The sequence below is a fragment of the Micromonospora sp. NBC_01412 genome, from assembly GCF_045040215.1.
In the GTDB taxonomy this organism is placed as follows: Bacteria; Actinomycetota; Actinomycetes; order Mycobacteriales; family Micromonosporaceae; genus Micromonospora; species Micromonospora rubida.
Genome location: NZ_CP109528.1, coordinates 4,025,887 through 4,046,673 on the forward strand (window position 1 = coordinate 4,025,887; position 20,787 = coordinate 4,046,673).

Below are 20,787 nucleotides of genomic sequence, written 5' to 3' on the forward strand. Positions count from 1 at the left end.
CCGGCGTGCCGGGCTGAGCGCAGGAAGCAGGGGAGGCGGCATGACCGACGAGTACGACGTGGCGGTGGTCGGGGCGGGCCCGGCCGGGGCGGCCGCCGCGCTGGCGGCCCGCCGGGCCGGGGCCCGGGTGCTGCTGCTGGACCGGGCCGACTTCCCCCGGGACAAGGCGTGCGGGGACGGCATCGCCGCGCACGCGCTGGACGTCCTCGCCGGGCTGGGCGTCACCGACGCCGTCGACGGGTACGCCCCGCTGCCCCGGCTGCGGCTGGTCGGGCCCGGGGGCGGCGCGGTGGCCCGGCCGCTGCCCCGGCCCGCGTACACGGTGCCCCGTAAGGTCTTCGACGCCCGACTGGCGGCGGCGGCGGTGGCTGCCGGCGCGGAGCTGCGCCGGCACGCGGTGCGCCGGGTCGAGGTGCTCGACGGGCGGGTGGTGCTCGACGGCGACATCGCCGCGCGGGCGGTGGTCGGCGCGGACGGCGCCGGGTCGGTGGTCCGCCGGGCGCTCGGCCACCCGCCGAACCCGGACCGCCATCTGGCGCTGGCCGTCCGGGGGTACGCCCCGGCTCGGCCGGGCCCGCCCGAGCAGCTCATCGTCACCTCGGCGCCGCGCTGGCCGGCGTACGCGTGGTCATTCCCGATCGGCGACGGGCGGGCGAACGTCGGGTACGGGGAGGTGCTGCGGGGCGAGCCGCTGACCCGCGCCCACCTGCTGGACCGGCTGGCCGTGCTGCTGCCCGGCACCGACCCGGCCACGGTGACCGCCCTGCGCGCCCACCACCTGCCGCTGTCCACCCACCGCCCGTCGCCGGGCCGGGGTCGGCTGGTGCTCGCCGGGGACGCGCTGTCGCTGATCAACCCGTTCACCGGGGAGGGGATCTTCTACGCGTTGCTCTCCGGCGCGCTGGCCGGCGCGGCGGCGGCCGGCGACCCGGGCGGGGCCGCCCGACGGTACGCCGACGCCCTACGCCGTCGGCTCGGCGCCCACCTGCGGCACAGCTCGGCGGCGGCCCGGCTGGCTCGGCGGCGGTGGGTGGTCGACGGGGCGGTGCGCGCGGCCCGCCGCGACGAGCGGGTCTTCGGCACCGTCGTCGGGCTGGGCCTCGGCGACGGCCGGCTGGACGCGCGCACCCTCGCGATGATCGGCATCGGCCTCTCGGGCCGGGATGGGCCACCGCGGGACTGATCCGGGTGGCGGGTCGCTACTCTGCAAGGTGATGACTCTACGGAACCTCCTCTACTCCGTGTACGAGCGGCGGCTGACGGCCACGCTCGCGGGCAAGCCGGTGCCCCGGCACGTGGGCGTGATGTGCGACGGCAACCGCCGCTGGGCGCGGGAGATGGGCCTCGTCGACCCCAACGACGGGCACCGGATGGGCGCGGAGCGGATCAAGGAGCTGCTGCGCTGGTGTGACGCCGCCGGGGTGGGGCACGTGACGCTCTGGTTGCTCTCCACCGAGAACTTCTCCCGGCCGGCGGAGGAGCTGGATCCGCTGCTCCAGATCATCGAGGACCTGAGCACCGAGCTGGCCGAGGAGGGCAACCCCTGGCGGCTGCGGATGGTCGGGGCGCTCGACGTCCTGCCGGCGCAGCACGCGGCGGCGCTCAAGGCGGCCGAGGAGCGGACCCGGGAGCGCGTCGGCGGCGCCCAGGTCAACATCGCCGTCGGGTACGGCGGCCGGCGCGAGATCGCCGACGCGGTCCGCTCGCTGCTGCTGGAGCACGCCGCGGCCGGCGGGACCATCGAGGAACTGGCCGAGGCGTTGGACGTCGACCACATCTCCGAGCACCTCTACACCCGTGGCCTGCCGGATCCGGACCTGATCATCCGGACCAGCGGCGAGCAGCGGCTGTCGGGCTTCATGCTGTGGCAGTCGGCCCACTCGGAGTTCTACTTCTGCGAGCTGAACTGGCCCGACTTCCGCCGGGTCGACTTCCTCCGCGCGCTGCGCTCGTACGCCACCCGCCAGCGCCGTTTCGGCGTCTGACCCGCCCCCGTTCCCCGCGATCTTGCACTCGGGGCCCCCGTTCCGTCCCCTTTGTCGGCTTCGTCCGGGCCGAGGATGCAAGATCGGCGGGGTGGACGTCGTCAGCGGAGGTGGGGGAGGGCCTCGGTGAGGAAGTCGCCGAGGGCGGCGGGGGAGTCGATCGTGAGGTCGGCGGCCTCGGCGACCTCGTGGCCGGTCTCCGGGTTCGCCACCGCCACGCAGACCCCGAGGAACTCCGGGTCCGCCGCCGCGCGGGCGCGCAGCGCCGCGAACGCCTTGATGTCGGAGACGTCGTCGCCGAAGTACCAGGCGACGCCGGCGTCCCGGACCACCTCGACGATGACCAGGCCCTTGTCTCCGTCGACCGGCGGCTTGATCTCCAGCACCATCCGGCCGGCCTGGACGCGCAGGCCGAGCCGCTCGGCCTGCGCCCGGCCCCATTCCTGCACGGCGGGGCCGAGCTGCGGGGCGGTGCGCCAGTGCAGCGCCACGGAGAGCCGCTTGAACTCGACCAGCGCCCCGGGCGGCAGCTCGGCGCGGGCGAGGTCGGCCAGCTCCCGCATGGTCGGCACCCAGGGCAGCGCCGCCGGCTCGGTGACCGTCTCGCCGCCGGAGTGGCTGTGCTCCAGCCCGTAGAGGCCGTAGAGGTCGACGCCGTCCAGCCCGCCGAGGTGGTCGCGGAGGAACTCCACCGGCCGGGCGGAGACGATCGCGATCCGGCGGACCAGTGGCGCGAGGGCCTCGATCGCTGCCAGCACCTTCGGGGCCGGCCGCACCGCCGTCGGATCGTCGTCGACGGGCGCGAGTGTGCCGTCGAAGTCGAAGAAGAGGACGGTGTCGGCCGCCCGGCCGGCGGTCGCCCGCCAGGCCCGGCCGGCGTCCAACGGGATCTTCGGTTGCTGGTTGCCCAGATTCGACGGCGGCACGGGCGAAAGCGTACCCCGGAGTGGGCGGCGTATTCGTGGTCGAGACGAGTCTCCCGGCCCGGTCCAGGTCAGCGTTCGGCGGCTCCCCGACCCCGGCGTCCGAACGGCACCACCTCGGCGTCCTGGCCGTGGCTGAGCAGGTAGCCCTCCACGAAACCGGTGTTCCGGTCGCCGGTGCGCGCCTCGATCTCGTTGAGCCGGGCCACCAGGAACTCGGTGAGCGCGCCGATCCGGTCGTTGAGCCGGTCGTGCAGCTCGGCGACGACGGCCAGGACGACCGCCGTGCCGGCGGTGGTGAGCGCGAGGACGTTGGCGACCACGGGAAGCTGCCCGCCGCCGACCACGCCGATCACCAGGTTGCCGGTCACGGCCGATGTCAGGGACACCACCGCGACCACGACTGCCAACCACTTCAGGGTCATGGACAGACCCCTCCTTCTGTCCCGCAGGGCTGAGTTCGGCCTTGTCCCGTCCCCCCGCCGACGACGAGCCCAAGCAGTACGAATAGGGACGCTAGCGCTCCCGTTCCTCCCCCGAAGGCAAACGATTGGGTTCGACTTGCCGTTCTTTCGCCATCTGAGGAACTAGCCCGCCCGATTACCCCTTTTTCGGACATCGACGGGGAGAGTTGGGCGATAAGCGAGGTAACGAATGGTTTCCCGGATGTGGAACTTCTCCGCGTCCGACACGTTCGGGTCGATCAGCCGGCGCAGCAGCGCCTCCACGTCCGGGTCCATCGGGGGTGGGCCGGGTGCGGGGCGTGGGGTGGCCGTCCGGTCCCAGCCCAGCGCCGCGAAGGCGGCCGTCGGGTTGAGGCCGAGGCCCTCGCAGAAGGCGACCACCCGCTCGGCCTCCGGGTCGCTGACCCAGTCCCCCCGGACCCAGCGGTTGATGGTCTGGCGAGAGACGCCGGTGCGCCGGGAGACCTCGGTGCCGCTCCAGGCGCGCATGGCCCGGGAGTCGTCGAGGGCCCGGCGGACGAAGGTGGCGAAGGCGATCTTCCGGGCCTGAGCGCTCTCGGTCACTCCGTGACGGTACGACCACTCACGTCCGGTCTGGTCGCCGGGCGCGTTTGTGTCACGTGAATGAGACACACGTACGGCGTGCCAACCGAGCGTTCCGCACCGGTTTCGAGGGCTTCACCTGGGCGGGAATGGCTGCCGGTCAGTGCCGATGCGATCGGACGAAAAGCTGATACTGTCACGCCCATGGGACAATCTACCGTGTGTCGCGTGCCTGAGACGGTTGGTGCTCGCATGCGTCCCTCACCCGGTACGAGGGAGGCGTGGTGACCGAACTCGCCACCCGCGCCCAGGCCTTCGGCCTGATCGCGGAGGGGGTGGCCGCCGGGCTGAGTGCGCCGTGGCGCCTCTACCTCGCCCGGGGCTGCCGTTTCCTGTCGCTGAACGTGGGGGACCGGGCGGAGTGGACCGCCTGGCGAACCCATCTCGGCTGCCCGGAGCTCAGCGTCCGGGTCTACGACGCCGGTGGCGAGATCCGCCGCTCCTCGGTCGCCGAGGTGGTCCTGGACGGCTGCCGGATCAGCGTCGAACTGACCGAGGAGGTCAGCACCGACGACCTGGACCGACTGCTGGCCACCGACCCCACCTTCGTCGAGCCGGAGGAACGGTGAACGGCCCACCACCCCGCCGCGCAGCGGCCCCACCACCCCGCCGCGCAGCCGCCCTCCCGCCCCGCCGGGGAGCCGCCGGATGAGTCCCTTCCTCGCGGTCTTCCTCGTCCTCGTGCTCGGCTCGACCAGTTACGCGGCCGGCCGGCTGCACGGGCAGCTCAGCTATCGGATCGGCTACCGCTTCGGGTACCGGCAGGGGTACTTCGACGGCGACCGGGGCGCCTGGAACCGGCGCCGCCGGGAGGCGCAGGCGGCCATCGCCTCCGCCCTGGCCGGCCCGCCGCAGACCCGCGACCGGAGCGGCCAGGCAGTCCGGCAGGGCACCACCTACACCGGCTCATCCTTTGCCGCCCCGTCCCGCGGGGGCGCCGTGGCGGTCGCCGCACCGGCCACGGCGAGCGGGCGGCACCCCACCGGCGCCCTGATCCGGTGGCAGGGCTGACCCGGCCCGACCGACCGCCGGCTCCCGGCGGCGGTTCCGGCCCGTCGCCGGCTTCCGGCGGTGGCCGTGACCCCCGACCGCCGGCTCCCGTCGGCCAGTGGGAGGGGTGGACTCCCGGACCGCCGGCTCCCGCCGGCCAGGAGGAGGGGCGGACTCCCCAACCGCCGGCTCCCGCCGGCCAGTGGGAGGGGTGGACCGCCGGCTCCAGCCGGAGCGGCACGAGCACGGTGCGCCGTCCGCGGCGGACGCGCACCGTCGGGGCCACGTCAGACCGGTGACCGTGGTCCCACCGGCCGGGATGCGCGCAGGGGGCATGCATCCCGGCCGGTCCGCCGCGCCTGTCCGCCGGCCCGCCTCCGGAGATCCAGTCGACAACCTCTAGCCGGGACGCCCCGGCGGGGCTAGCGTCTAGTCATGGCACGGGGTTCCCCCGGGCCAGCCGGCCAGCCCGGATCTGCGACCTCGCGCACGGGCCCGCACCCGACCCCGTGTCCCCGGGCACCGGACGAGGCGGAACGCGGATGGCCGGGTGCCCATCCGCCGGAGCAGGCCTGTGACGACTCGCCGTACCCCCGCCGGTGCCGACCAGACCCCGGCCGCGACTGCCACGACCCGCCGCGCCACCCGGAGCCGCCGCGCGGCCGCCCCGGTCGAGCCTGAGGAGCCCCGACCAGCCGGCCAGGCGTTCGTCCTGGACACCTCGGTCCTGCTCTCGGACCCGGCGGCGTTCCACCGGTTCGCCGAGCACGAGGTGGTGCTGCCCCTCGTGGTCATCTCCGAGTTGGAGGGCAAGCGGCACCATCCGGAGCTGGGCTGGTTCGCCCGGCAGTCGCTGCGCATGCTGGACGAGCTACGCGTACGCCACGGCCGGCTGGACCGGCCGGTGCCCGCCAACGACGACGGCGGCACCCTGCGGGTGGAGCTGAACCACACCGACGACGGCGTGCTGCCGCCCGGCTTCCGCAACGAGTCCAACGACGCCCGGATCCTCTCGGTCGCGCTCAACCTCGCCGCCGAGGGGCGGGAGGTGACCCTGGTCAGCAAGGACATGCCGCTGCGGGTGAAGGCGGCCTCGGTCGGGCTGCACGCCGACGAGTACCGGCACGGGCAGGCCAGCGACCCCACCTGGACGGGGATGGCCGAGCTGGAGTTGGGCGAGGACGAGATCGGCCGGCTCTACGCGGGCGAGGCCCTGGACGTGGACGCCGCGGCCGGGCTGTCCTGCCACACCGGGCTGGTGCTGCAATCCACGCGTGGCTCCGCACTGGGCCGGGTGCTGCCCGACAAGACGGTCCGGCTGGTCCGGGGCGACCGGGAGGCGTTCGGCGTGCACGGCCGCTCGGCCGAGCAGCGGATCGCCCTCGACCTGCTGCTGGATGAGTCGATCGGGATCGTCTCGCTGGGCGGCCGGGCCGGCACCGGCAAGTCCGCGCTGGCCCTGTGTGCCGGCCTGGAGGCGGTGATGGAGCGGCGTCGGCACAAGAAGGTGGTTGTCTTCCGCCCGCTCTACGCCGTCGGTGGCCAGGAGTTGGGCTACCTTCCCGGCTCCGAGACCGAGAAGATGTCGCCCTGGGCGCAGGCGGTCTTCGACACGCTCGGCTCGGTGGTGCACGAGAACGTGCTGGAGGAGGTCATGGCCCGGGGGATCCTGGAGGTCCTGCCGCTCACCCACATCCGGGGCCGCAGCCTGCACGACGCCTTCGTCATCGTGGACGAGGCCCAGTCGCTGGAGCGGGGCGTGCTGCTCACCGTGCTGTCCCGGATCGGCCAGGGGTCGCGGGTGGTCCTCACCCACGACGTCGCCCAGCGGGACAACCTGCGGGTGGGACGGCACGACGGGGTGACCGCCGTGATCGAGGCGCTCAGGGGCCACCCCCTGTTCGCGCACATCACCCTCACCCGGTCCGAGCGGTCTCCCATCGCGGCGATGGTGACCGACCTGTTGGAGGGCATTCCGCTCTGATCGCGATGCTTGTCCATTAAATGGCGATTCGTCCCGATTCTGCCTGTGGTCCAAGTCACAATTGGGGCTGACGGTTTCCCATGAGTCCCGCTGTGCGCAATGGTGTCCAACGAGCGTCCACGTCCCGGGAAGATCGTCCGCCGTCGTCCGACGGCGGGGCGGACGGAACCCGGGTGCGTCGGCTGCGACCGGCAGGGTCGGGGCGCTTGCGACGCGGGTCGACCCTCCGCGGGTCGGGGCTGCGTCGTGTCCATGCCCCCGACGAAGGGACCACTTCGTGAGTCGGCTGTGGAGCCGGTTCGGCGCCCGTACCGCCGCCGTCGCACTGCTCTCTGTGGGCGTTGCCGGCGGCTTCTATCTGGGCGAAGACCGAGAAACCCAGCAACAGGGCCTGACCGCGCAGGTCGGCCTCCAGATCGACCAGGCCGAGTACGACTACCAGCGCGAGCGGCAGGCCGAGCACCGGGTCAGCTCCGCCAAGCAGCGGGCCGCTGAGTATCAGGCCAAGCTGCGCGCCGCCGAGGCGGCGAAGGAGGCCGCCGAGCGGGCCCGCGAGGCCGAGGCCGCCGCGGCGTCCCGCAAGAAGGAGCGCGAGGCGGCGGCGAAGAAGGCCGCCGAGGAGAAGACGGCGACGAGCAAGCCGTACGACGGCCCGATCCCGGCCTCGTGCAGCGAGTACGGCGGCAACCGGAAGATCGGCTGCGCGCTGATGCTCGACGCCGGCTTCGGCATCGACCAGTTCCCGTGCCTGGAGAAGCTCTGGACCAAGGAGAGCGGCTGGAACCACAAGGCCCGCAATTCCTCCTCCGGCGCGTACGGCATCCCCCAGTCGCTGCCGGGCAGCAAGATGGGCTCGGTCGCCAGTGACTGGCAGACCAACCCGGCCACCCAGATCAAGTGGGGCCTCGGCTACATCAAGGGCCGGTACAACAGCCCCTGTGGCGCGTGGAGCTACTTCCAGAACAACGGCTCGTACTGACCGACGAGGCATAGCGGCGGCGGGGGTGCGGACGTTCGCACCCCCGCCGCCGTCGTCGTACCGGGATCCGTTGCGTCCACGGGTGGCGGTCGGCGGGGATTGCTGATAGCTCTTGGGGGGTGACCCTGCACGGCGACCCTCCGGGCGGCGACCCGCGACGCTTCGGCACCGAGGCCTTCTACGCCTCGATCGGCCGTGCCTTCGTCGCCATGTGCGCCGTCGTGCCGGTCCTCTTCCTGGTCGAGGGCCTCGACGCCGGCCTCGGCATCGACCTCGACCTGGCCGGCGGCATCATCCCGCGCCGGATCGACGGGCTGGACGGGGTGCTCTTCTCGCCGTTCCTGCACGCCGACTTCAACCACCTCTACAGCAACAGCGTGCCGCTGATCCTGCTCGGCACGTTCGTGCTGGCCGCCGGCTTCCGGCGCTTCCTCTGGTCCACCCTGGTCGTCGTGCTGGTCAGCGGGCTGGGCGTGTGGTTCACCGGCTCGCCGAACTCGGTCGTGGTCGGGGCCAGCGGGGTCATCTTCGGCTACCTGGGCATCCTGCTCACCAGGGGCGTGGTCGAGCGGAGCTGGTGGAACTTCGGCGTGGTGCTCCTGGTCGGCCTGCTCTACGGCTGGCAACTGCTGGGCATCCTCCCCACCGACGAGCGGATCTCCTGGCAGGGCCACCTCTTCGGGCTGGTCGGTGGCGTGGCCGCCGCGATCCTGTTCCGGCGCCGCCGGGCCGAGTCTGATCCGTACGACCTGGACTCCCCGCTCACCCTGCCCTGACGCGGCCCCTTCCCCCGGTAGCCCGGGGGCGGCACACCGGGTGTGGGACGTGCTTGCCCCGGTCCCGTGCCGGGCCTACCGTCGGCACCAGCACGCGTTGATTCGTGAGCGGAAAGTGACGGTACGTCATGTCCGAGGTGGATATCGCAGTGATCGGTGCCGGTCCGACGGGGCTCTTCGCCGCGTACTACGCCGGGTTCCGGGGGCTCTCCGTGGCGGTGGTCGACGCGCTGCCCGAGGCCGGTGGCCAGATCACCGCGATGTACCCGGAGAAGCTGATCCTCGACGTGGCCGGCCTCCCGGCGGTCAAGGGCCGGGACCTGGTGGCCAACCTGGTCGCCCAGGCCGCCCCGTTCCACCCGCGGTACCTGCTCGGCACCCGGGCCGAGAAGCTGTCCCACGCCGAGGGGCGGCCGGTGCTCGGCCTCGCCGACGGCCAGCAGCTCTCCTGCGGCGCGGTGGTCGTCACCGGCGGTCTGGGCAGCTTCAGCCCGCGTCCGCTGCCGGTGGCCGACAGCTTCACCGGCGCCGGGGTCGTCTACTTCGTGCCGGAACCCGCCGCGCTGGCCGACCGGGACGTGCTGATCGTCGGCGGCGGCGACTCGGCGTTCGACTGGGCGCTGGCGTTGCAGCCGTTGGCCCGCTCGGTGACGCTGGTGCACCGGCGGGAGAGGTTCCGCGCCCACGCCGGCACCGTCGCCCGGGTGCAGGAGCTGCCCGTCCGGGTCATCGTCAACGCCGAGGTCACCCGCCTGCACGGGGGCGGCACGGTGACCGGTGCCGAGATCACCGTACGGGGCGGCGGGGCCGAGACGCTGCCGGTCGACACGGTGGTGGCCGCGCTCGGCTTCACGGCCGACCTGGGCCCGATCGCGGAGTGGGGGCTGCGACTGGACCGCCGGCACATCGTGGTGGACAGCGCGATGGCGACCAACCTGCCCCGGGTTTTCGCGGCCGGCGACATCACCGAGTACCCGGGCAAGGTGCGGCTGATCGCCACGGGCTTCGGCGAGGCGGCCACCGCGGTCAACAACGCCGCCGTGGCGATCGACCCGTCGGCCCACCTCTTCCCCGGCCACTCCTCCGACCCCACCTAACCCCCACCCACCCCACCCCCACCCCACCCCACCCCCACGCGCCGATCTTGCAGTGGCGGCCCGGGCGAAGGGTGCACAAGGGGCGAACCGGGGGCCGGAAGTGCAAGATCGCGGGGTGGGTGGGTCAGCGGGGGAGGCCGATGAGGTCGGCCATCAGGGCGGTCTGGTGGTCGAAGTACTCGTCGCGGTGCGGGAGCGAGCGGTTGATCCGGCCGAACAGCTCGAAGCTGATCAGCCCGAAGAGCTGGGTCCAGCCGGCCATCCCCCGGGCGAGCAACGCCTCCGGCAGCCCGGGGACGAGGGCGTCGGCGACCTCCGCGAGGTCCGTCCGGAGCGGCTCCGGCAGCTCCCCCGGGTCGGGGGCGGAGAGTAGCCCGGCGGCCACGCCGTCGCGCAGGATGCCGACCAGGATGGCCGGCGGGCGCTGGGCCGGCCCGACGGTGTCGTCCGGGGCGGCGTACCCGGGGACCGGGCTGCCGTAGAGCAGCGCGTACTCGGCGGGGTGGGCCAGGGCCCAGTCGCGGGCCGCCCGGCACGCCGCGTGCCAGCGCCCCCGCAGGTCGAGCCGGTCCGCGCCCGCGTCGGCCGACTCCACCGCCGCCCCCAGCGTGTCGTACGCATCGATGATCAGCGCGGTGAGCAGGTCGTCCCGGCTCGGGAAGTAGCGGTAGATCGCCGAGGACACCATCCCCATGTCCCGGGCCACCGCCCGCAGGCTGAGGTTCGCCCCGTCGCTGGCGAGGTGCCGGCGGGCGACGGCCTTGATCTCGTCGAGCATCTCGGCGCGGACCCGGGCGCGGATCGAGGAGGCGGGCATGGTCCTCACTCTGCCACAGTCGAGAGCGGCCATCAAAACAGAGAGCACTGCTCTTGACGAACGGCCGGGCTGGGCGGCATGCTGGGTGGGCCACAACGAGAGCAGTGCTCTCTAGTCGTACTCATGCTTCGAAAGGTGATCTGTGATGTCGCTGCATCTGATCGTCGGCGCCGGGCCCGTCGGCACCGCCACCGCCCGTCTCCTCGCGGCTGCCGGCGAGCGGGTCCGGGTGGTCACCCGGCGCGGGACCGGCCCGGACCACCCGGGCGTCGAGCGGGTCGCCGCCGACGCCGCCGACCCCGACCGGCTCGCCGCCCTCGCCGAGGGCGCGGTCGCCCTCTACAACTGCGCCAACCCGGCGTACCACCGCTGGTCGATCGACTGGCCGCCGCTGGCCGCCGCGCTGCTCGCCGCCGCCGGGCGCACCGACGCCGTGCTCGCCACGGTCGGCAACCTCTACGGGTACGGGCCGGTCGACGGCCCGATGACCGAGGCGACCCCGCCCGCGGCCCCCGGCACGAAGGGGCGGGTCCGCAACCGGATGTGGGCCGAGGCGCTGGCCGCCCACCGCGCGGGCCAGGCCCGGGTGACCGAGGTGCGCGGCTCCGACTACCTGGGCGCCGGTGCCACCTCGCTGCCGATGATGCTGCTGCCCGGGGTGCTCGCCGGCCGCCGGGTGGTGCTGCCCGTCGACTTCGACGCCCCGCACACCTGGACGTACGTCGACGACGTCGCCCGTACCCTGGTGGCGGCCGCCGCCGACGAGCGCGCCTGGGGCCGGGCCTGGCACGTGCCCAGCCCGCCTGCGGTCTCCGCCCGTGAGCTGGCCAACCTGGCCGCCGCCCTGGCCGGCGCCCCCGCTCCGAGGCTCACCCGGCTGCCGTACCCGGCGCTCTGGCTGGGCGGGCTGGTCAACCCGTTCGCCCGGGAGCTGCGGGAGACCGCCTACCAGTTCGACCGGCCGTACCTGCTCGACTCGACCGCGGCCACCGCCATGCTCGGCCTCGCGCCGACCCCGCTGGACCGGGCGCTCGCCGAGACCGTCGCGGCCCTGCGCGGCGTCACCCCGCCCGTCGACCGGACGTCGGCCGGTGACCGCCGGCGCTGAGCCGAGGCCCTCCCTACCGCCGGCGGGCCGGGGCGCGGGCGGCGACCAGCACCGCGACCAGGGTGAGCGCGGCACCCAGCAGCGTGGCCACGCCGGGGTGCGAGGCCGCGGTCGGCAGCACCAGGTCGAGCAGGACGGCACCGACGACCTGGCCGGCGATGGTGGCCAGGCCGAGCAGCAACACCCCGGTGAACCGCACGATGGCCGCCGCGATCGCGATGAAGACGATGCCGATCGGCCCGCCGAGGTAGAGCCACGGCTCGGTCGGCAGGCCACCGGCGGGGCCGCCCCGGACGGCCACCCCGACCGCGAACGTGACGAGCAGCGCGACGGTGCCGACGGTGAAGTTGACCAGCGTGGCGGCCAGCGCGCTGCCGGAGGCCGCCCTGACCCGCCCGTTCACCGCCTGCTGCCAGGCGAGGCCGACCCCGGCCAGCAGCGGCAGCACGGCCAGGCCCAGCGTGCCAGGGTCGCCCAGCCGGTCGCCGACGGCCAGCAGCACGGCCAGCACGGTCAGCGCCGCGCCGACCAGGCGGTTCGGGGTGACCGCCTGGCGGCCGGTCGGGCCGATCCCGGCCCGGTCTACCAGCAGGCTGCTTCCGGACTGCCCCGCGACCACCGCCACGGTGAACACGGCCACGCCGAGCGTGCCGATGGTCAGCCCCTGGCTGGCCACCAGGAACGCGCCGCAGACGCCGCCGAGGCACTGCCACGGCCGCAGTGACCCGTCCGCCAGCGCGGCCCGCAGCGCGGACAGGCCCCGCCGCCCGGCGGGGGTGGCGGGGACCAGCACCAGCAGCACCAGTAGGCCGAGGCCGAACGACACCACTGCGGCGGCGATCCCGTCGGCCAGTCGTACGCCCAGCTCGCCGTTGATCCGGGACTGCACGGCGACGGCGATCCCGGAGGCGACGGCCAGCCCGACGCCGGTGATCCGGCGGCCGGCAGTCAGAGCCGGCGGCGCGTTCGTGGTGGTGGCCGTCACTCCTGCTCGGCCAGCGGACGACCGTCGAAGTCGATCGCCGAGTACAGCGCCAGCTTCTCCAGCCGGTGGTACGAGTCGATCACCCGGATCGTGCCGCTCTTGGAGCGCATCACGATCGACTGCGTGTACGCCCCGCCGGCCCGGTAGCGCACGCCGCGCAGCAGGTCGCCGGAGGTGACCCCGGTCGCCACGAAGAAGCAGTTGTCGCCGGTGACCAGCTCGTCGGTGGTGAGCACCCGGTCCAGGTCGTGCCCGGCGGCGAGCGCCTTCTCCCGCTCCGCGGAGTCGGTCGGCCAGAGCTTGGCCTGCATCATCCCGCCCATGCACTTGAGGGCGCAGGCGGCGATGATCCCCTCGGGGGTGCCGCCGATGCCCATCAGCACGTCGACGTCCGACTCGCCGCGGGCGGCGGCGATGGCGCCGGCGATGTCGCCGTCGGAGATGAACCGGATGCCGGCCCCGGCGCGGCGGATCTGGGTGACCAGGTCGTCGTGGCGCGGGCGGTCCAGTACGCAGACGGTGACCTCGGAGATGTCGGTGCCCTTGACCTTGGCGATCCGGCGCAGGTTGTCGGCGACCCCGGCGTTGATGTCGACCACGTCGGCGTAGGCCGGGCCGACGGCCAGCTTCTCCATGTAGAAGACGGCGCTCGGGTCGAACATCGATCCACGCTCGGCCACCGCGAGCACGGCGAGCGCGTTCGGCATGCCCTTGCTCATCAGGGTGGTCCCGTCGACCGGGTCCACGGCGACGTCCACCTCGGGGCCGGTGCCGTCGCCGACCTCCTCGCCGTTGAAGAGCATCGGGGCGTTGTCCTTCTCGCCCTCGCCGATCACCACGACGCCCCGCATCGGGATCGAGTTGATCAGCTTGCGCATGGCGTCGACGGCAGCCCCGTCGCCGCCCTCCTTGTCGCCCCGGCCGACCCACCGGCCGGCGGCCATCGCCGCGGCCTCGGTGACCCGAACCAGGTCGAGGGCGAGATTGCGGTCCAGATCCTGGGGGGTACGCGTCCTGGTGCTCGTCATGACGGCTTCCTCCTCGCGACTTTGCGGGGTGGACCGGCGGCATGCGGCCGTCGCCACCGCCAGTTTTGTCGCTGATCCTCACACGATCGTCAACCTATCGCCGGGTCGGGGCGTTGGTGGCCACCTTCCCGCCAACCGGTGGTGGGACGGAGCACCCCGTTCCTCCCGCTCGCCCCGGCCGGCCAGGAGACGCGCCGGCCGCCGGCGGTGGTGGGCCGCTTCCCGTTCGTCGGAGGCCTGGAAGAATGGGGAGGTGGATCCCGCACAGCCCGCCGAGCGCACCCCCGCCGAGCCGACCCCTGCGACGCCCGCTCCGTCGGAGCCGACCCCGCCGGCCGTGGCCGGGGAGCCGGCCCTGGTCGAGCCGGCGCCCGCCCGCCCGGCCGGTCCGGACGAGCACCCCGCGCCATCTCCGGCCGGTCCGGACGAGCACCCCGCGCCGCCCCCCGGCGGGCCGGTGGTGTTCCCGGGTCGGCCCGGGGGCCGGCCGGCAGCCGGCAAGGAGAAGAGCAGGTCCGAGCGGTCGCCGAAGGACATGGCGATCTCGCTGTTGGTGCTGCTGGTCCCCATCGTCCTGCTGCTCGCCTTCTACCGGGGCTTCCTCGGCGGCGACCAGCCGAGCACCGTCGACCCCGCCCCGGCGCTGGAGCAGGCCCGCGCGGCCAACGCGTTCCCGGTGAGCCAGCCCACCGGGCTCGGCGACGACTGGAAGACGGTCAGCGCCAGCTACCGCAGCGTCGAGGGCGGCTCCAGCCTGCGGATCGGCTACCTGACCCCGGAGGGGCGGGGCGCCCAAGTCGTGCAGAGCAACGTGCCGCCCGAGCGCCTGCTGCCCGTCGAGCTGACCGCCGAGGGGCAGCCCCAGGGCCCCACCGAGTTGGGCGGGCGCAGCTGGCAGCGGTACACCGCCCGGGGCAACGAGCAGGCTCTCGTGCTGCTCGAACCGGACCGTACGGTGATCGTGGTCGGCGACGCCCGGGAGAACGAGCTGCGCCGGCTCGCCGACGCCGTCCGCTAGAGCCTGGTCGAAGTCGACCTGCCTCGGCTCGGCGCTGTCGGTTCGGCGTGGGTGAGAGTGGGGTGGGGTTCGCCTGGCCCCGCCTGCTCCGGGCGTTCAGGCTTGCTCCCTGCGGTCACGTCCGGCCCTGGCGAGCCCCTGGCGTGATCTGGGTCCGTACGAGCGCACACGAGCGCACACGATCGCGCTGGACCGGGGAACAAGGTCGTGCTCGATCAGGGAAAGTGTGGCCTCGTTACGAGTAGGAGGCCACACTTTCCGGGATCGAGCACGACCTTGCACGCCCGAGGACAAGGCGCACGAGGTGAAGGTCAACTACGCCGACTACGGCGCGGCCACTGCCATGCAGCAGCCCCCGGCTGGCGACGTGGTCGAGGCGCCCGACGACATCTACAAGCTGTTCAAGGACTGACCCGGTGCCGGTGGGCGGGCGGCACCCGCCGCCCGCCCGCCGGGCCGCTCTGGTGCCGGGCGGGAGCGGACGGGGATTGCGGAACGCGGCAACAGGGAACAGAAGGGGTACGAGCCTCGTCGGCGTGGTCGGTCAGCCGGCGGGGACTCGTACGTCGGAGCCGGCATCGGGCTACGGCGCGACACCTCCGGCACCCTCGCGGGCCGGACGACCCACCTGAGAGGTTCACGTGACCATTCGACGCTTCAGTGCGGCGGTCTTCGCGGCGACGCTGCTCCTCCCCGGCCTGGCAGCCTGCGACAACACCGGAACCGGCGAGGCGGGGGCCTCCGCGTCCCCGACGGTCTCCGGCATCGCACCTTCCGGCAGCGCCGCCCCGGGCAGCGCCTCGCCCGGCACGGGCGACGCCAAACAGGCACTGTTGAACTCGACCAACGAGATCCGCAACGGAAACTTCCGGTTCACCATGGCCGGCGTTGGCACCACCGTCCAGGGGCAGGTGCACGAGCCGAGCCAGAGCGCCGAGATGAAGTTGACCCTCGGCGACGCCTCCTCGGACGTGCTGATGAAGCTGGACCTGGTGCACCTCAAGCCGGACAGCTGGGTCAAGCTCGATCTCGGCGGCCAGGCGGCCAAGCTGCCCGGCGTGCAGAGCCTCAACCTCGGCAAGTACCAGCACCTCGACCAGTCCCGGATCAAGGGCAACCGCAACCTGGCCTTCGACTTCGACAAGGTCGACCCGGCGGGCAGCGAGGTGCTCACCCAGGGGGTCACCGAGGTCCGGCAGACCGGCGAGGGCGCGTACGCGGGCACGATCGACGTGACGAAGGCCGCCGAGGCCGGCTCGCTGAACGCCGAGCTGATCAAGACGCTCGGCCAGCAGGCCCGGTCGCTGCCGTTCACGGCGAAGCTGGACCCGCAGGGCCGGCTCAGCGAGCTGGTCATCCAGATCCCGGCGTCCGGCCAGAACAAGGCGCAGGACATCAAGATCACGTACGCCGACTACGGCGCGGCGAGCGCCGCCCAGCGCCCGCCGGCGGCCCAGGTCGTCGAGGCTCCCAACGAGTTGTACAACCTGTTCAGCTGAGGCTCGGGCGGGTGCGGGGCCGGCCGATGCCGCCCCGCACCCGCCGTCAGGCGTCCGACCGCTGCTGACGGGCCGCGTCGATGCGGGCCCGCGCGCCGTCGAGCCAGCCCTGGCAGGTCTCGGCCAGCTTCTCGCCGCGTTCCCAGAGCGCCAGCGACTCCTCCAGCGAGGTGCCACCCGTCTCCAGCCGTTCCACCACCGAGGCCAGCTCGGCGCGGGCCTGCTCGTAGCTGAGCCGTTCGTCCGGCCCGGCGTTCTTCTCGTCAGTCATCGGTCCCATCCCAGCACATCCCCGTCCGTTCGCCACGCCGGGCGCTCCGCCGTTCCGTCCCGCGTCGCCCGTTCGACCCGCCGCGTCACGCCACGTCACGCTGCCCGTTCGACCCGCCGCGTCACGTCGCCCGATCGGCCCGCCCGCCTCGCACTGCCGCGTCACGCCGACCGCGTCACGCCGACCGAGCCATCGGCTCGCCCCGCGCGCTCAACCGTCGACCGTCGCGGCCAGCTCGCCCTCGGCGAGGCGTACCCGCAGCGGGTCGCCTCCGCCCACCTCGCCGGCCGACCGGACCACATGGCCGTCGGCCCGCTGGACGATCGCGTAGCCCCGGTCGAGGGTGGCGGCGGGGGAGAGTGCGCGCAGCCGGGCCAGGGTGTGCCGCAGGTCCTCTCCGGCCGCGCCGAGGCGGTGGTCCAGGCAACGCCCGGCCCGCTGGCGCAACGCGGCGACCTCGGTGGCCCGCTGCTCCACCATCACCTGCGGCCGGGCCAGCACCGGCCGGGACCGTAGCCCGTCCAGGCGGTGCGACTCCCGGTCGACCAGATTGCGTACGGCCCGCTCCAACCGGTGCCGGGCCTGCCCGATCAGGCGCAGCTCCTCGCCCAGGTCGGGCACCACCCGCTTGGCCGCGTCCGTCGGCGTCGAGGCCCGCACGTCGGCGACGTAGTCGACCAGCGGCGTGTCCGCCTCGTGGCCGATCGCGCTGACCACCGGCGTACGGCAGGCGAACACCGCCCGGCACAGCGCCTCGTCGGAGAACGGGAGCAGGTCCTCGATGCCGCCGCCGCCCCGGGCGATGACGATCACGTCGACGGTCGGGTCGGTGTCGAGCACCCGGAGGGCGTCGACGATCTGGGTGACGGCGCCCGTGCCCTGCACGGCCACGTTGACCGTGCGGAACTCCACGGCCGGCCAGCGCCGACGGGCGTTGGTCAGCACGTCCCGCTCGGCGGCGGAGGCGCGGCCGGTGATCAACCCGACCCGCCCGGGCAGGAACGGCAGCCGCCGCTTGCGGGCCCGGTCGAACAGCCCCTCGGCGGCCAGCAGCTTCTTCAGCTTCTCGAGCCGGGCCAGCAGCTCGCCGAGCCCCACCTGGCGGATCTCGTCGGCGCGCAGGCTCAGCGTGCCCCGGGCCGCGTAGAACTCGGGCTTGGCGTGCAGCACCACCCGGGCGCCCTCGCGCAGCTCGGGGGCACCCGCGTCGAGCACGTCCCGGTTGGTGGTCACGGTCAGGCTCAGGTCGGCCGACGGGTCCCGCAGGGTGAGGAAGACCGTGCTGGCCCCGGGCCGCCGGCTGATCTGCGCCACCTGCCCGTCGACCCACACCCAGCCGAGCCGGGCGATCCACGCCCCGACCTTCTGGCTGACCACCCGCACCGGCCACGGCTCCTCGGAGCTGCTCCGCCCGCTCTCACCCGTACTCACCCCCTCACCCTACGGACGCCCCTGACGATCACGGGTTCCGCGTCGCCGGGCGGGCGTCTCGCGGCCCGAATCTCGCGGCCTCCGCAGCGGCGGCCGGGGGACCAGCCCGGCGGTCGGCGGGGCTGTGGCGGGGGTCGCAGCGACCGTCGGGCTCAGGGCCGGCACGTAGGATGGGCGGGTGACCGAGGCTCAGGCGACCCCCCAGACCGGCAAGCGCGTGCTCCTGGCCAAGCCCCGCGGCTACTGCGCGGGCGTCGACCGGGCGGTGCAGACCGTCGAGGAGGCGCTCAAGCTCTACGGGGCCCCGATCTACGTACGCAAGCAGATCGTGCACAACAAGCACGTGGTGCGCACCCTGGAGGACCAGGGCGCGATCTTCGTGGAGGAGAACGAGGAGGTGCCGGAGGGCGCCACCGTGATCTTCTCCGCGCACGGCGTCGCCCCCGAGGTCTACGAGCAGGCGAAGGTCCGCTCGCTCAAGGCGATCGACGCGACCTGCCCGCTGGTGACCAAGGTCCACCAGGAGGCGAAGCGGTTCGCGGCCGAGGACTACGACATCCTGCTGATCGGCCACGAGGGGCACGAGGAGGTCGTCGGCACCGCCGGCGAGGCTCCCGCGCACATCCAACTCGTCGACGGCCCGGGCGATGCCGACAAGGTCACCGTCCGCGACCCGAGCAAGGTGGTCTGGCTCTCCCAGACCACGCTGTCGGTCGACGAGACGCTGGAGACCGTGGCCCGGCTCAAAGCTCGGCTGCCGCTGCTCCAGTCGCCGCCCAGCGACGACATCTGCTACGCCACCTCCAACCGGCAGCACGTGGTCAAGGAGATCGCCCCCGAGTGCGACGTGGTGCTCGTCGTCGGTTCGCGCAACTCGTCGAACTCGGTCCGGCTGGTCGAGGTCGCTCTGGACGCCGGTGCCCGCGCCGGCCATCTGGTCGACTTCGCACACGAGATCGACGACGCCTGGCTGACCGGGGCCCGCACCGTGGGGCTGACCTCGGGTGCGAGCGTCCCCGACGAGCTGGTCCAGGAGGTGCTGGCGCACCTCGCCGAGCGGGGCTTCACCGACGTGGACGAGGTGGTGACCGCCAACGAGCGGCTGATCTTCTCCCTGCCCCAGGAGCTCAAGCGGGACATGAAGGCCGCCGCCGCGGCGGCGGCCACCCGCGCCTGACGGCCACCCGGCGCCCGGTGCCCAACGGCGACGGCCACCCAGCGGCGACGGTCAGCCCAGCGGCGACGGTCAGCCCAGCGGCGACGGTCAGCCGACGGCGGCGGCCACCCAACGGCGGCGTTCAGCCGACGGCCGTCGTGCCTGGCCGTCGGGCTTGGCAGTCGGGCTTGCCCGGCGGTTCACCCGTCCGGTCCGGTGCCGGTTCGTCGCCCTCAGCGGCGAACCGTGACCCCGGCATCGGAACGGATCGTCGTCCGGGCGCGTCCGAGCAGGTATGAAAACTCCTCGGATGACCCTCGTCGCCCTGGTCGTCTGCGCCGCGCTGAGCGCCTGCGGCGGCCAGGGAGCCGGTGACGGCACGCCCGCCCCCAGCCCCTCGGGAGGATCGCCGGTGACCGACGCGACCAGCACCGGCCCGACGGACCCGGCCGACCCGACCTCCGCCGTGCCGCCCCCGCAGGCGCCCACCAAGCCCCCGGGGCAGGGGCCGAGCCTTCCGCCGGGCCCCGGCGCGGCCACGCTGACGGGCACCGTCGAGGCCGGGGTGGAGCCCGGCTGCCGGCTGCTGGACGGCCACCAGCTCGTCGGCGGCCCCGCCGACGTGCTCACACCTGGCACGAAGGTCACGGTCACCGGCCAGGCCCAACCGGACATGATGACCACCTGCCAGCAGGGCATCCCGTTCGTCGTCGAGTCCGCCCGCCGAGCCTGACCCGTACCCGACCGACCCGGGACGACGACCCGGCAGCCCGCCCCGCCCGGTGGGGACGGGCTGCCGGTGACGCCGCACGTCGACGTGGACCCAGGTGGCCTGGCCTGCCGGCGATGGTTCCGCCCCGGTCCGCGGTCGATCTCCCCCGTTGGCTATGTCGGCGATCGGGCGGGTCACGGCCCCTCGGGTGCCCCGATGATCAGTTGGCCGTGGCCGATCCCGCGTTGAGGGACGCCGGATCCACATCGGGGACGGCGAACCTGGGGTTCGACCCCGCTCCCACGACACGCATGACGAAGCCCGCGGCCTCCTCCAGCTGGCGTGCACTGGTCAGCCCACCGATCACCGCGGTCCGCCCGCCAAGATCTGCGGTCAGCGCTCCGGTGCGTTCCAGCGCCTCGGGCTGGTCGCCGCAGATCGCCACGACCGGTGCCGAGTCCTGCGGCCCCGTGTAGGGCCAGGACGCTCCGGCGAACAGGTGGAATGCCTTCACCACGTGCGCGCCCCGCGCGATGCGGGCGACGAGCTCCGCGGCCGAGCCCGACGTCGGCTTCAGCTGCCCGGTGGCGTAGTCGACGGCGTTGGTGCAGTCGATCACCGTCATGCCGCTCAGGGAGCCGTCGGCCCCGCCGACGAGGGAGAGTGCCTCCTCCAGGCCTTCCCATGCGACCGCGACAACGACCACGTCGACCCGTGCTGCGAAGTCGGTGGGCCCGACGGCCTCAGCCGCGTCGCCGATCTGGCCGGCGGCCAGGCTGGCGTTCTCCGAACTGCGTCCCGTCACCACGAGCGTGTGGCCGGCTGCCGCCCATGCTCGGCCGAGCGTTGTAGCGAGGTTGCCGGTTCCCAGGATTCCTACGTTCACAGTGATCTCCTTGATCTGTGGGATGACCTGGAGAACGCTAGGAGGGCGACTCCTACCACCTGGTAGGAGATCGCT

At 73.7% G+C, this 20,787-nt stretch carries 22 protein-coding genes; 13 read left to right on the forward strand and 9 right to left on the reverse strand.

Annotated elements, in window-relative coordinates; genetic code table 11:
- Window positions 1-40: 40 nt before the first annotated feature.
- Together OG617_RS18560 and OG617_RS18565 are read left to right on the forward strand one after the other, a co-directional pair.
- Window positions 41-1,183, forward strand: coding sequence for a geranylgeranyl reductase family protein (locus OG617_RS18560; RefSeq protein ID WP_405103438.1), 1,143 nt, complete (start codon window positions 41-43; stop codon window positions 1,181-1,183).
- Between the two features lie 31 nt (window positions 1,184-1,214).
- Complete coding sequence (locus tag OG617_RS18565) at window positions 1,215-1,985, forward strand: isoprenyl transferase (RefSeq protein WP_405103440.1); 771 nt, start codon at window positions 1,215-1,217, stop codon at window positions 1,983-1,985.
- A gap of 101 nt (window positions 1,986-2,086) precedes the next feature.
- Here OG617_RS18565 and otsB read toward each other — a convergent pair whose 3' ends face one another.
- The 3 genes from otsB to OG617_RS18580 form a co-directional block, all read right to left on the reverse strand.
- Window positions 2,087-2,911 (reverse strand): trehalose-phosphatase, encoded by an 825-nt coding sequence (gene otsB / locus OG617_RS18570; protein ID WP_405103442.1) that lies wholly within the window; start codon window positions 2,909-2,911, stop codon window positions 2,087-2,089.
- Window positions 2,912-2,979: 68 nt separating this feature from the next.
- Entirely contained in the window at window positions 2,980-3,333 is a 354-nt protein-coding gene (locus tag OG617_RS18575; RefSeq protein ID WP_405103444.1) for a hypothetical protein, read from the reverse strand.
- A gap of 162 nt (window positions 3,334-3,495) precedes the next feature.
- On the reverse strand, window positions 3,496-3,936 hold the full coding sequence (locus OG617_RS18580; protein ID WP_405103446.1) for a helix-turn-helix domain-containing protein: 441 nt from the start codon (window positions 3,934-3,936) through the stop codon (window positions 3,496-3,498).
- Between the two features lie 263 nt (window positions 3,937-4,199).
- Here OG617_RS18580 and OG617_RS18585 point away from each other — a divergent pair, with 263 nt between their 5' ends.
- From OG617_RS18585 to OG617_RS18610, 6 genes are all read left to right on the forward strand, one after another.
- Window positions 4,200-4,544: a hypothetical protein gene (locus tag OG617_RS18585; RefSeq protein WP_396677832.1), complete on the forward strand. Its 345-nt coding sequence runs from the start codon at window positions 4,200-4,202 to the stop codon at window positions 4,542-4,544.
- 79 nt (window positions 4,545-4,623) lie between these two features.
- A complete protein-coding gene (locus OG617_RS18590; protein WP_396677834.1) occupies window positions 4,624-4,986 on the forward strand; it encodes a hypothetical protein in 363 nt (120 codons plus the stop codon).
- Between the two features lie 553 nt (window positions 4,987-5,539).
- Window positions 5,540-6,949 (forward strand): PhoH family protein, encoded by a 1,410-nt coding sequence (locus OG617_RS18595; RefSeq protein WP_405103449.1) that lies wholly within the window; start codon window positions 5,540-5,542, stop codon window positions 6,947-6,949.
- Window positions 6,950-7,226: 277 nt separating this feature from the next.
- Window positions 7,227-7,928, forward strand: a complete 702-nt coding sequence (locus OG617_RS18600; protein WP_405103451.1) for a lytic transglycosylase domain-containing protein — start codon at window positions 7,227-7,229, stop codon at window positions 7,926-7,928.
- Between the two features lie 119 nt (window positions 7,929-8,047).
- Window positions 8,048-8,704: a rhomboid family intramembrane serine protease gene (locus OG617_RS18605; RefSeq protein WP_405103453.1), complete on the forward strand. Its 657-nt coding sequence runs from the start codon at window positions 8,048-8,050 to the stop codon at window positions 8,702-8,704.
- A gap of 128 nt (window positions 8,705-8,832) precedes the next feature.
- Window positions 8,833-9,801 carry an NAD(P)/FAD-dependent oxidoreductase gene (locus OG617_RS18610; protein ID WP_405103455.1) on the forward strand — a complete coding sequence of 323 codons (969 nt, stop codon included), beginning with the start codon at window positions 8,833-8,835 and terminating at the stop codon, window positions 9,799-9,801.
- 124 nt (window positions 9,802-9,925) lie between these two features.
- On the opposite strand, the gene OG617_RS18615 is transcribed toward OG617_RS18610, so the two are convergent.
- Entirely contained in the window at window positions 9,926-10,618 is a 693-nt protein-coding gene (locus tag OG617_RS18615; RefSeq protein WP_405103457.1) for a TetR/AcrR family transcriptional regulator, read from the reverse strand.
- A gap of 145 nt (window positions 10,619-10,763) precedes the next feature.
- Between OG617_RS18615 and OG617_RS18620 the strand changes: the two genes are divergently transcribed.
- Window positions 10,764-11,726 (forward strand): NAD-dependent epimerase/dehydratase family protein, encoded by a 963-nt coding sequence (locus OG617_RS18620; protein WP_405103459.1) that lies wholly within the window; start codon window positions 10,764-10,766, stop codon window positions 11,724-11,726.
- 13 nt (window positions 11,727-11,739) lie between these two features.
- Here the strand turns inward: OG617_RS18620 and OG617_RS18625 are convergent, their stop codons facing one another.
- Entirely contained in the window at window positions 11,740-12,711 is a 972-nt protein-coding gene (locus OG617_RS18625) for a DMT family transporter (protein WP_405103461.1), read from the reverse strand.
- Complete coding sequence (glpX, locus tag OG617_RS18630) at window positions 12,708-13,739, reverse strand: class II fructose-bisphosphatase (RefSeq protein ID WP_405103463.1); 1,032 nt, start codon at window positions 13,737-13,739, stop codon at window positions 12,708-12,710. The genes OG617_RS18625 and glpX overlap by 4 nt, the downstream gene beginning before the upstream one ends.
- A 253-nt stretch (window positions 13,740-13,992) precedes the next feature.
- Between glpX and OG617_RS18635 the strand changes: the two genes are divergently transcribed.
- Together OG617_RS18635 and OG617_RS18640 are read left to right on the forward strand one after the other, a co-directional pair.
- Window positions 13,993-14,757 (forward strand): DUF4245 family protein, encoded by a 765-nt coding sequence (locus OG617_RS18635; RefSeq protein ID WP_405103465.1) that lies wholly within the window; start codon window positions 13,993-13,995, stop codon window positions 14,755-14,757.
- 641 nt (window positions 14,758-15,398) lie between these two features.
- Window positions 15,399-16,256 carry a hypothetical protein gene (locus OG617_RS18640; protein ID WP_405103467.1) on the forward strand — a complete coding sequence of 286 codons (858 nt, stop codon included), beginning with the start codon at window positions 15,399-15,401 and terminating at the stop codon, window positions 16,254-16,256.
- A 46-nt stretch (window positions 16,257-16,302) separates the two neighbouring features.
- Here the strand turns inward: OG617_RS18640 and OG617_RS18645 are convergent, their stop codons facing one another.
- Window positions 16,303-16,527, reverse strand: a complete 225-nt coding sequence (locus OG617_RS18645) for an exodeoxyribonuclease VII small subunit (RefSeq protein ID WP_161687069.1) — start codon at window positions 16,525-16,527, stop codon at window positions 16,303-16,305.
- Between the two features lie 210 nt (window positions 16,528-16,737).
- Window positions 16,738-17,958 carry an exodeoxyribonuclease VII large subunit gene (xseA, locus tag OG617_RS18650; RefSeq protein WP_405103469.1) on the reverse strand — a complete coding sequence of 407 codons (1,221 nt, stop codon included), beginning with the start codon at window positions 17,956-17,958 and terminating at the stop codon, window positions 16,738-16,740.
- 178 nt (window positions 17,959-18,136) lie between these two features.
- Between xseA and OG617_RS18655 the strand changes: the two genes are divergently transcribed.
- A complete protein-coding gene (locus OG617_RS18655) occupies window positions 18,137-19,135 on the forward strand; it encodes a 4-hydroxy-3-methylbut-2-enyl diphosphate reductase (protein ID WP_405103471.1) in 999 nt (332 codons plus the stop codon).
- Between the two features lie 274 nt (window positions 19,136-19,409).
- Window positions 19,410-19,847: a hypothetical protein gene (locus OG617_RS18660; RefSeq protein WP_405103473.1), complete on the forward strand. Its 438-nt coding sequence runs from the start codon at window positions 19,410-19,412 to the stop codon at window positions 19,845-19,847.
- Window positions 19,848-20,046: 199 nt separating this feature from the next.
- On the opposite strand, the gene OG617_RS18665 is transcribed toward OG617_RS18660, so the two are convergent.
- Window positions 20,047-20,712 carry an NADPH-dependent F420 reductase gene (locus OG617_RS18665; RefSeq protein ID WP_405103475.1) on the reverse strand — a complete coding sequence of 222 codons (666 nt, stop codon included), beginning with the start codon at window positions 20,710-20,712 and terminating at the stop codon, window positions 20,047-20,049.
- Window positions 20,713-20,787: the final 75 nt, after the last annotated feature.

What these genes read in the sequence shown, in the direction of transcription:
- glpX (WP_405103463.1), bottom strand. Translation starts at nt 13,739, where the DNA reads ATGACGAGCACCAGGACGCGTACCCCCCAGGATCTGGACCGCAATCTC.
- OG617_RS18565 (WP_405103440.1), top strand. Translation starts at nt 1,215, where the DNA reads ATGACTCTACGGAACCTCCTCTACTCCGTGTACGAGCGGCGGCTGACG.
- OG617_RS18660 (WP_405103473.1), top strand. Translation starts at nt 19,410, where the DNA reads ATGAAAACTCCTCGGATGACCCTCGTCGCCCTGGTCGTCTGCGCCGCG.
- OG617_RS18590 (WP_396677834.1), top strand. Translation starts at nt 4,624, where the DNA reads ATGAGTCCCTTCCTCGCGGTCTTCCTCGTCCTCGTGCTCGGCTCGACC.
- OG617_RS18610 (WP_405103455.1), top strand. Translation starts at nt 8,833, where the DNA reads ATGTCCGAGGTGGATATCGCAGTGATCGGTGCCGGTCCGACGGGGCTC.
- OG617_RS18560 (WP_405103438.1), top strand. Translation starts at nt 41, where the DNA reads ATGACCGACGAGTACGACGTGGCGGTGGTCGGGGCGGGCCCGGCCGGG.
- OG617_RS18615 (WP_405103457.1), bottom strand. Translation starts at nt 10,618, where the DNA reads ATGCCCGCCTCCTCGATCCGCGCCCGGGTCCGCGCCGAGATGCTCGAC.
- OG617_RS18620 (WP_405103459.1), top strand. Translation starts at nt 10,764, where the DNA reads ATGTCGCTGCATCTGATCGTCGGCGCCGGGCCCGTCGGCACCGCCACC.
- OG617_RS18645 (WP_161687069.1), bottom strand. Translation starts at nt 16,527, where the DNA reads ATGACTGACGAGAAGAACGCCGGGCCGGACGAACGGCTCAGCTACGAG.
- OG617_RS18575 (WP_405103444.1), bottom strand. Translation starts at nt 3,333, where the DNA reads ATGACCCTGAAGTGGTTGGCAGTCGTGGTCGCGGTGGTGTCCCTGACA.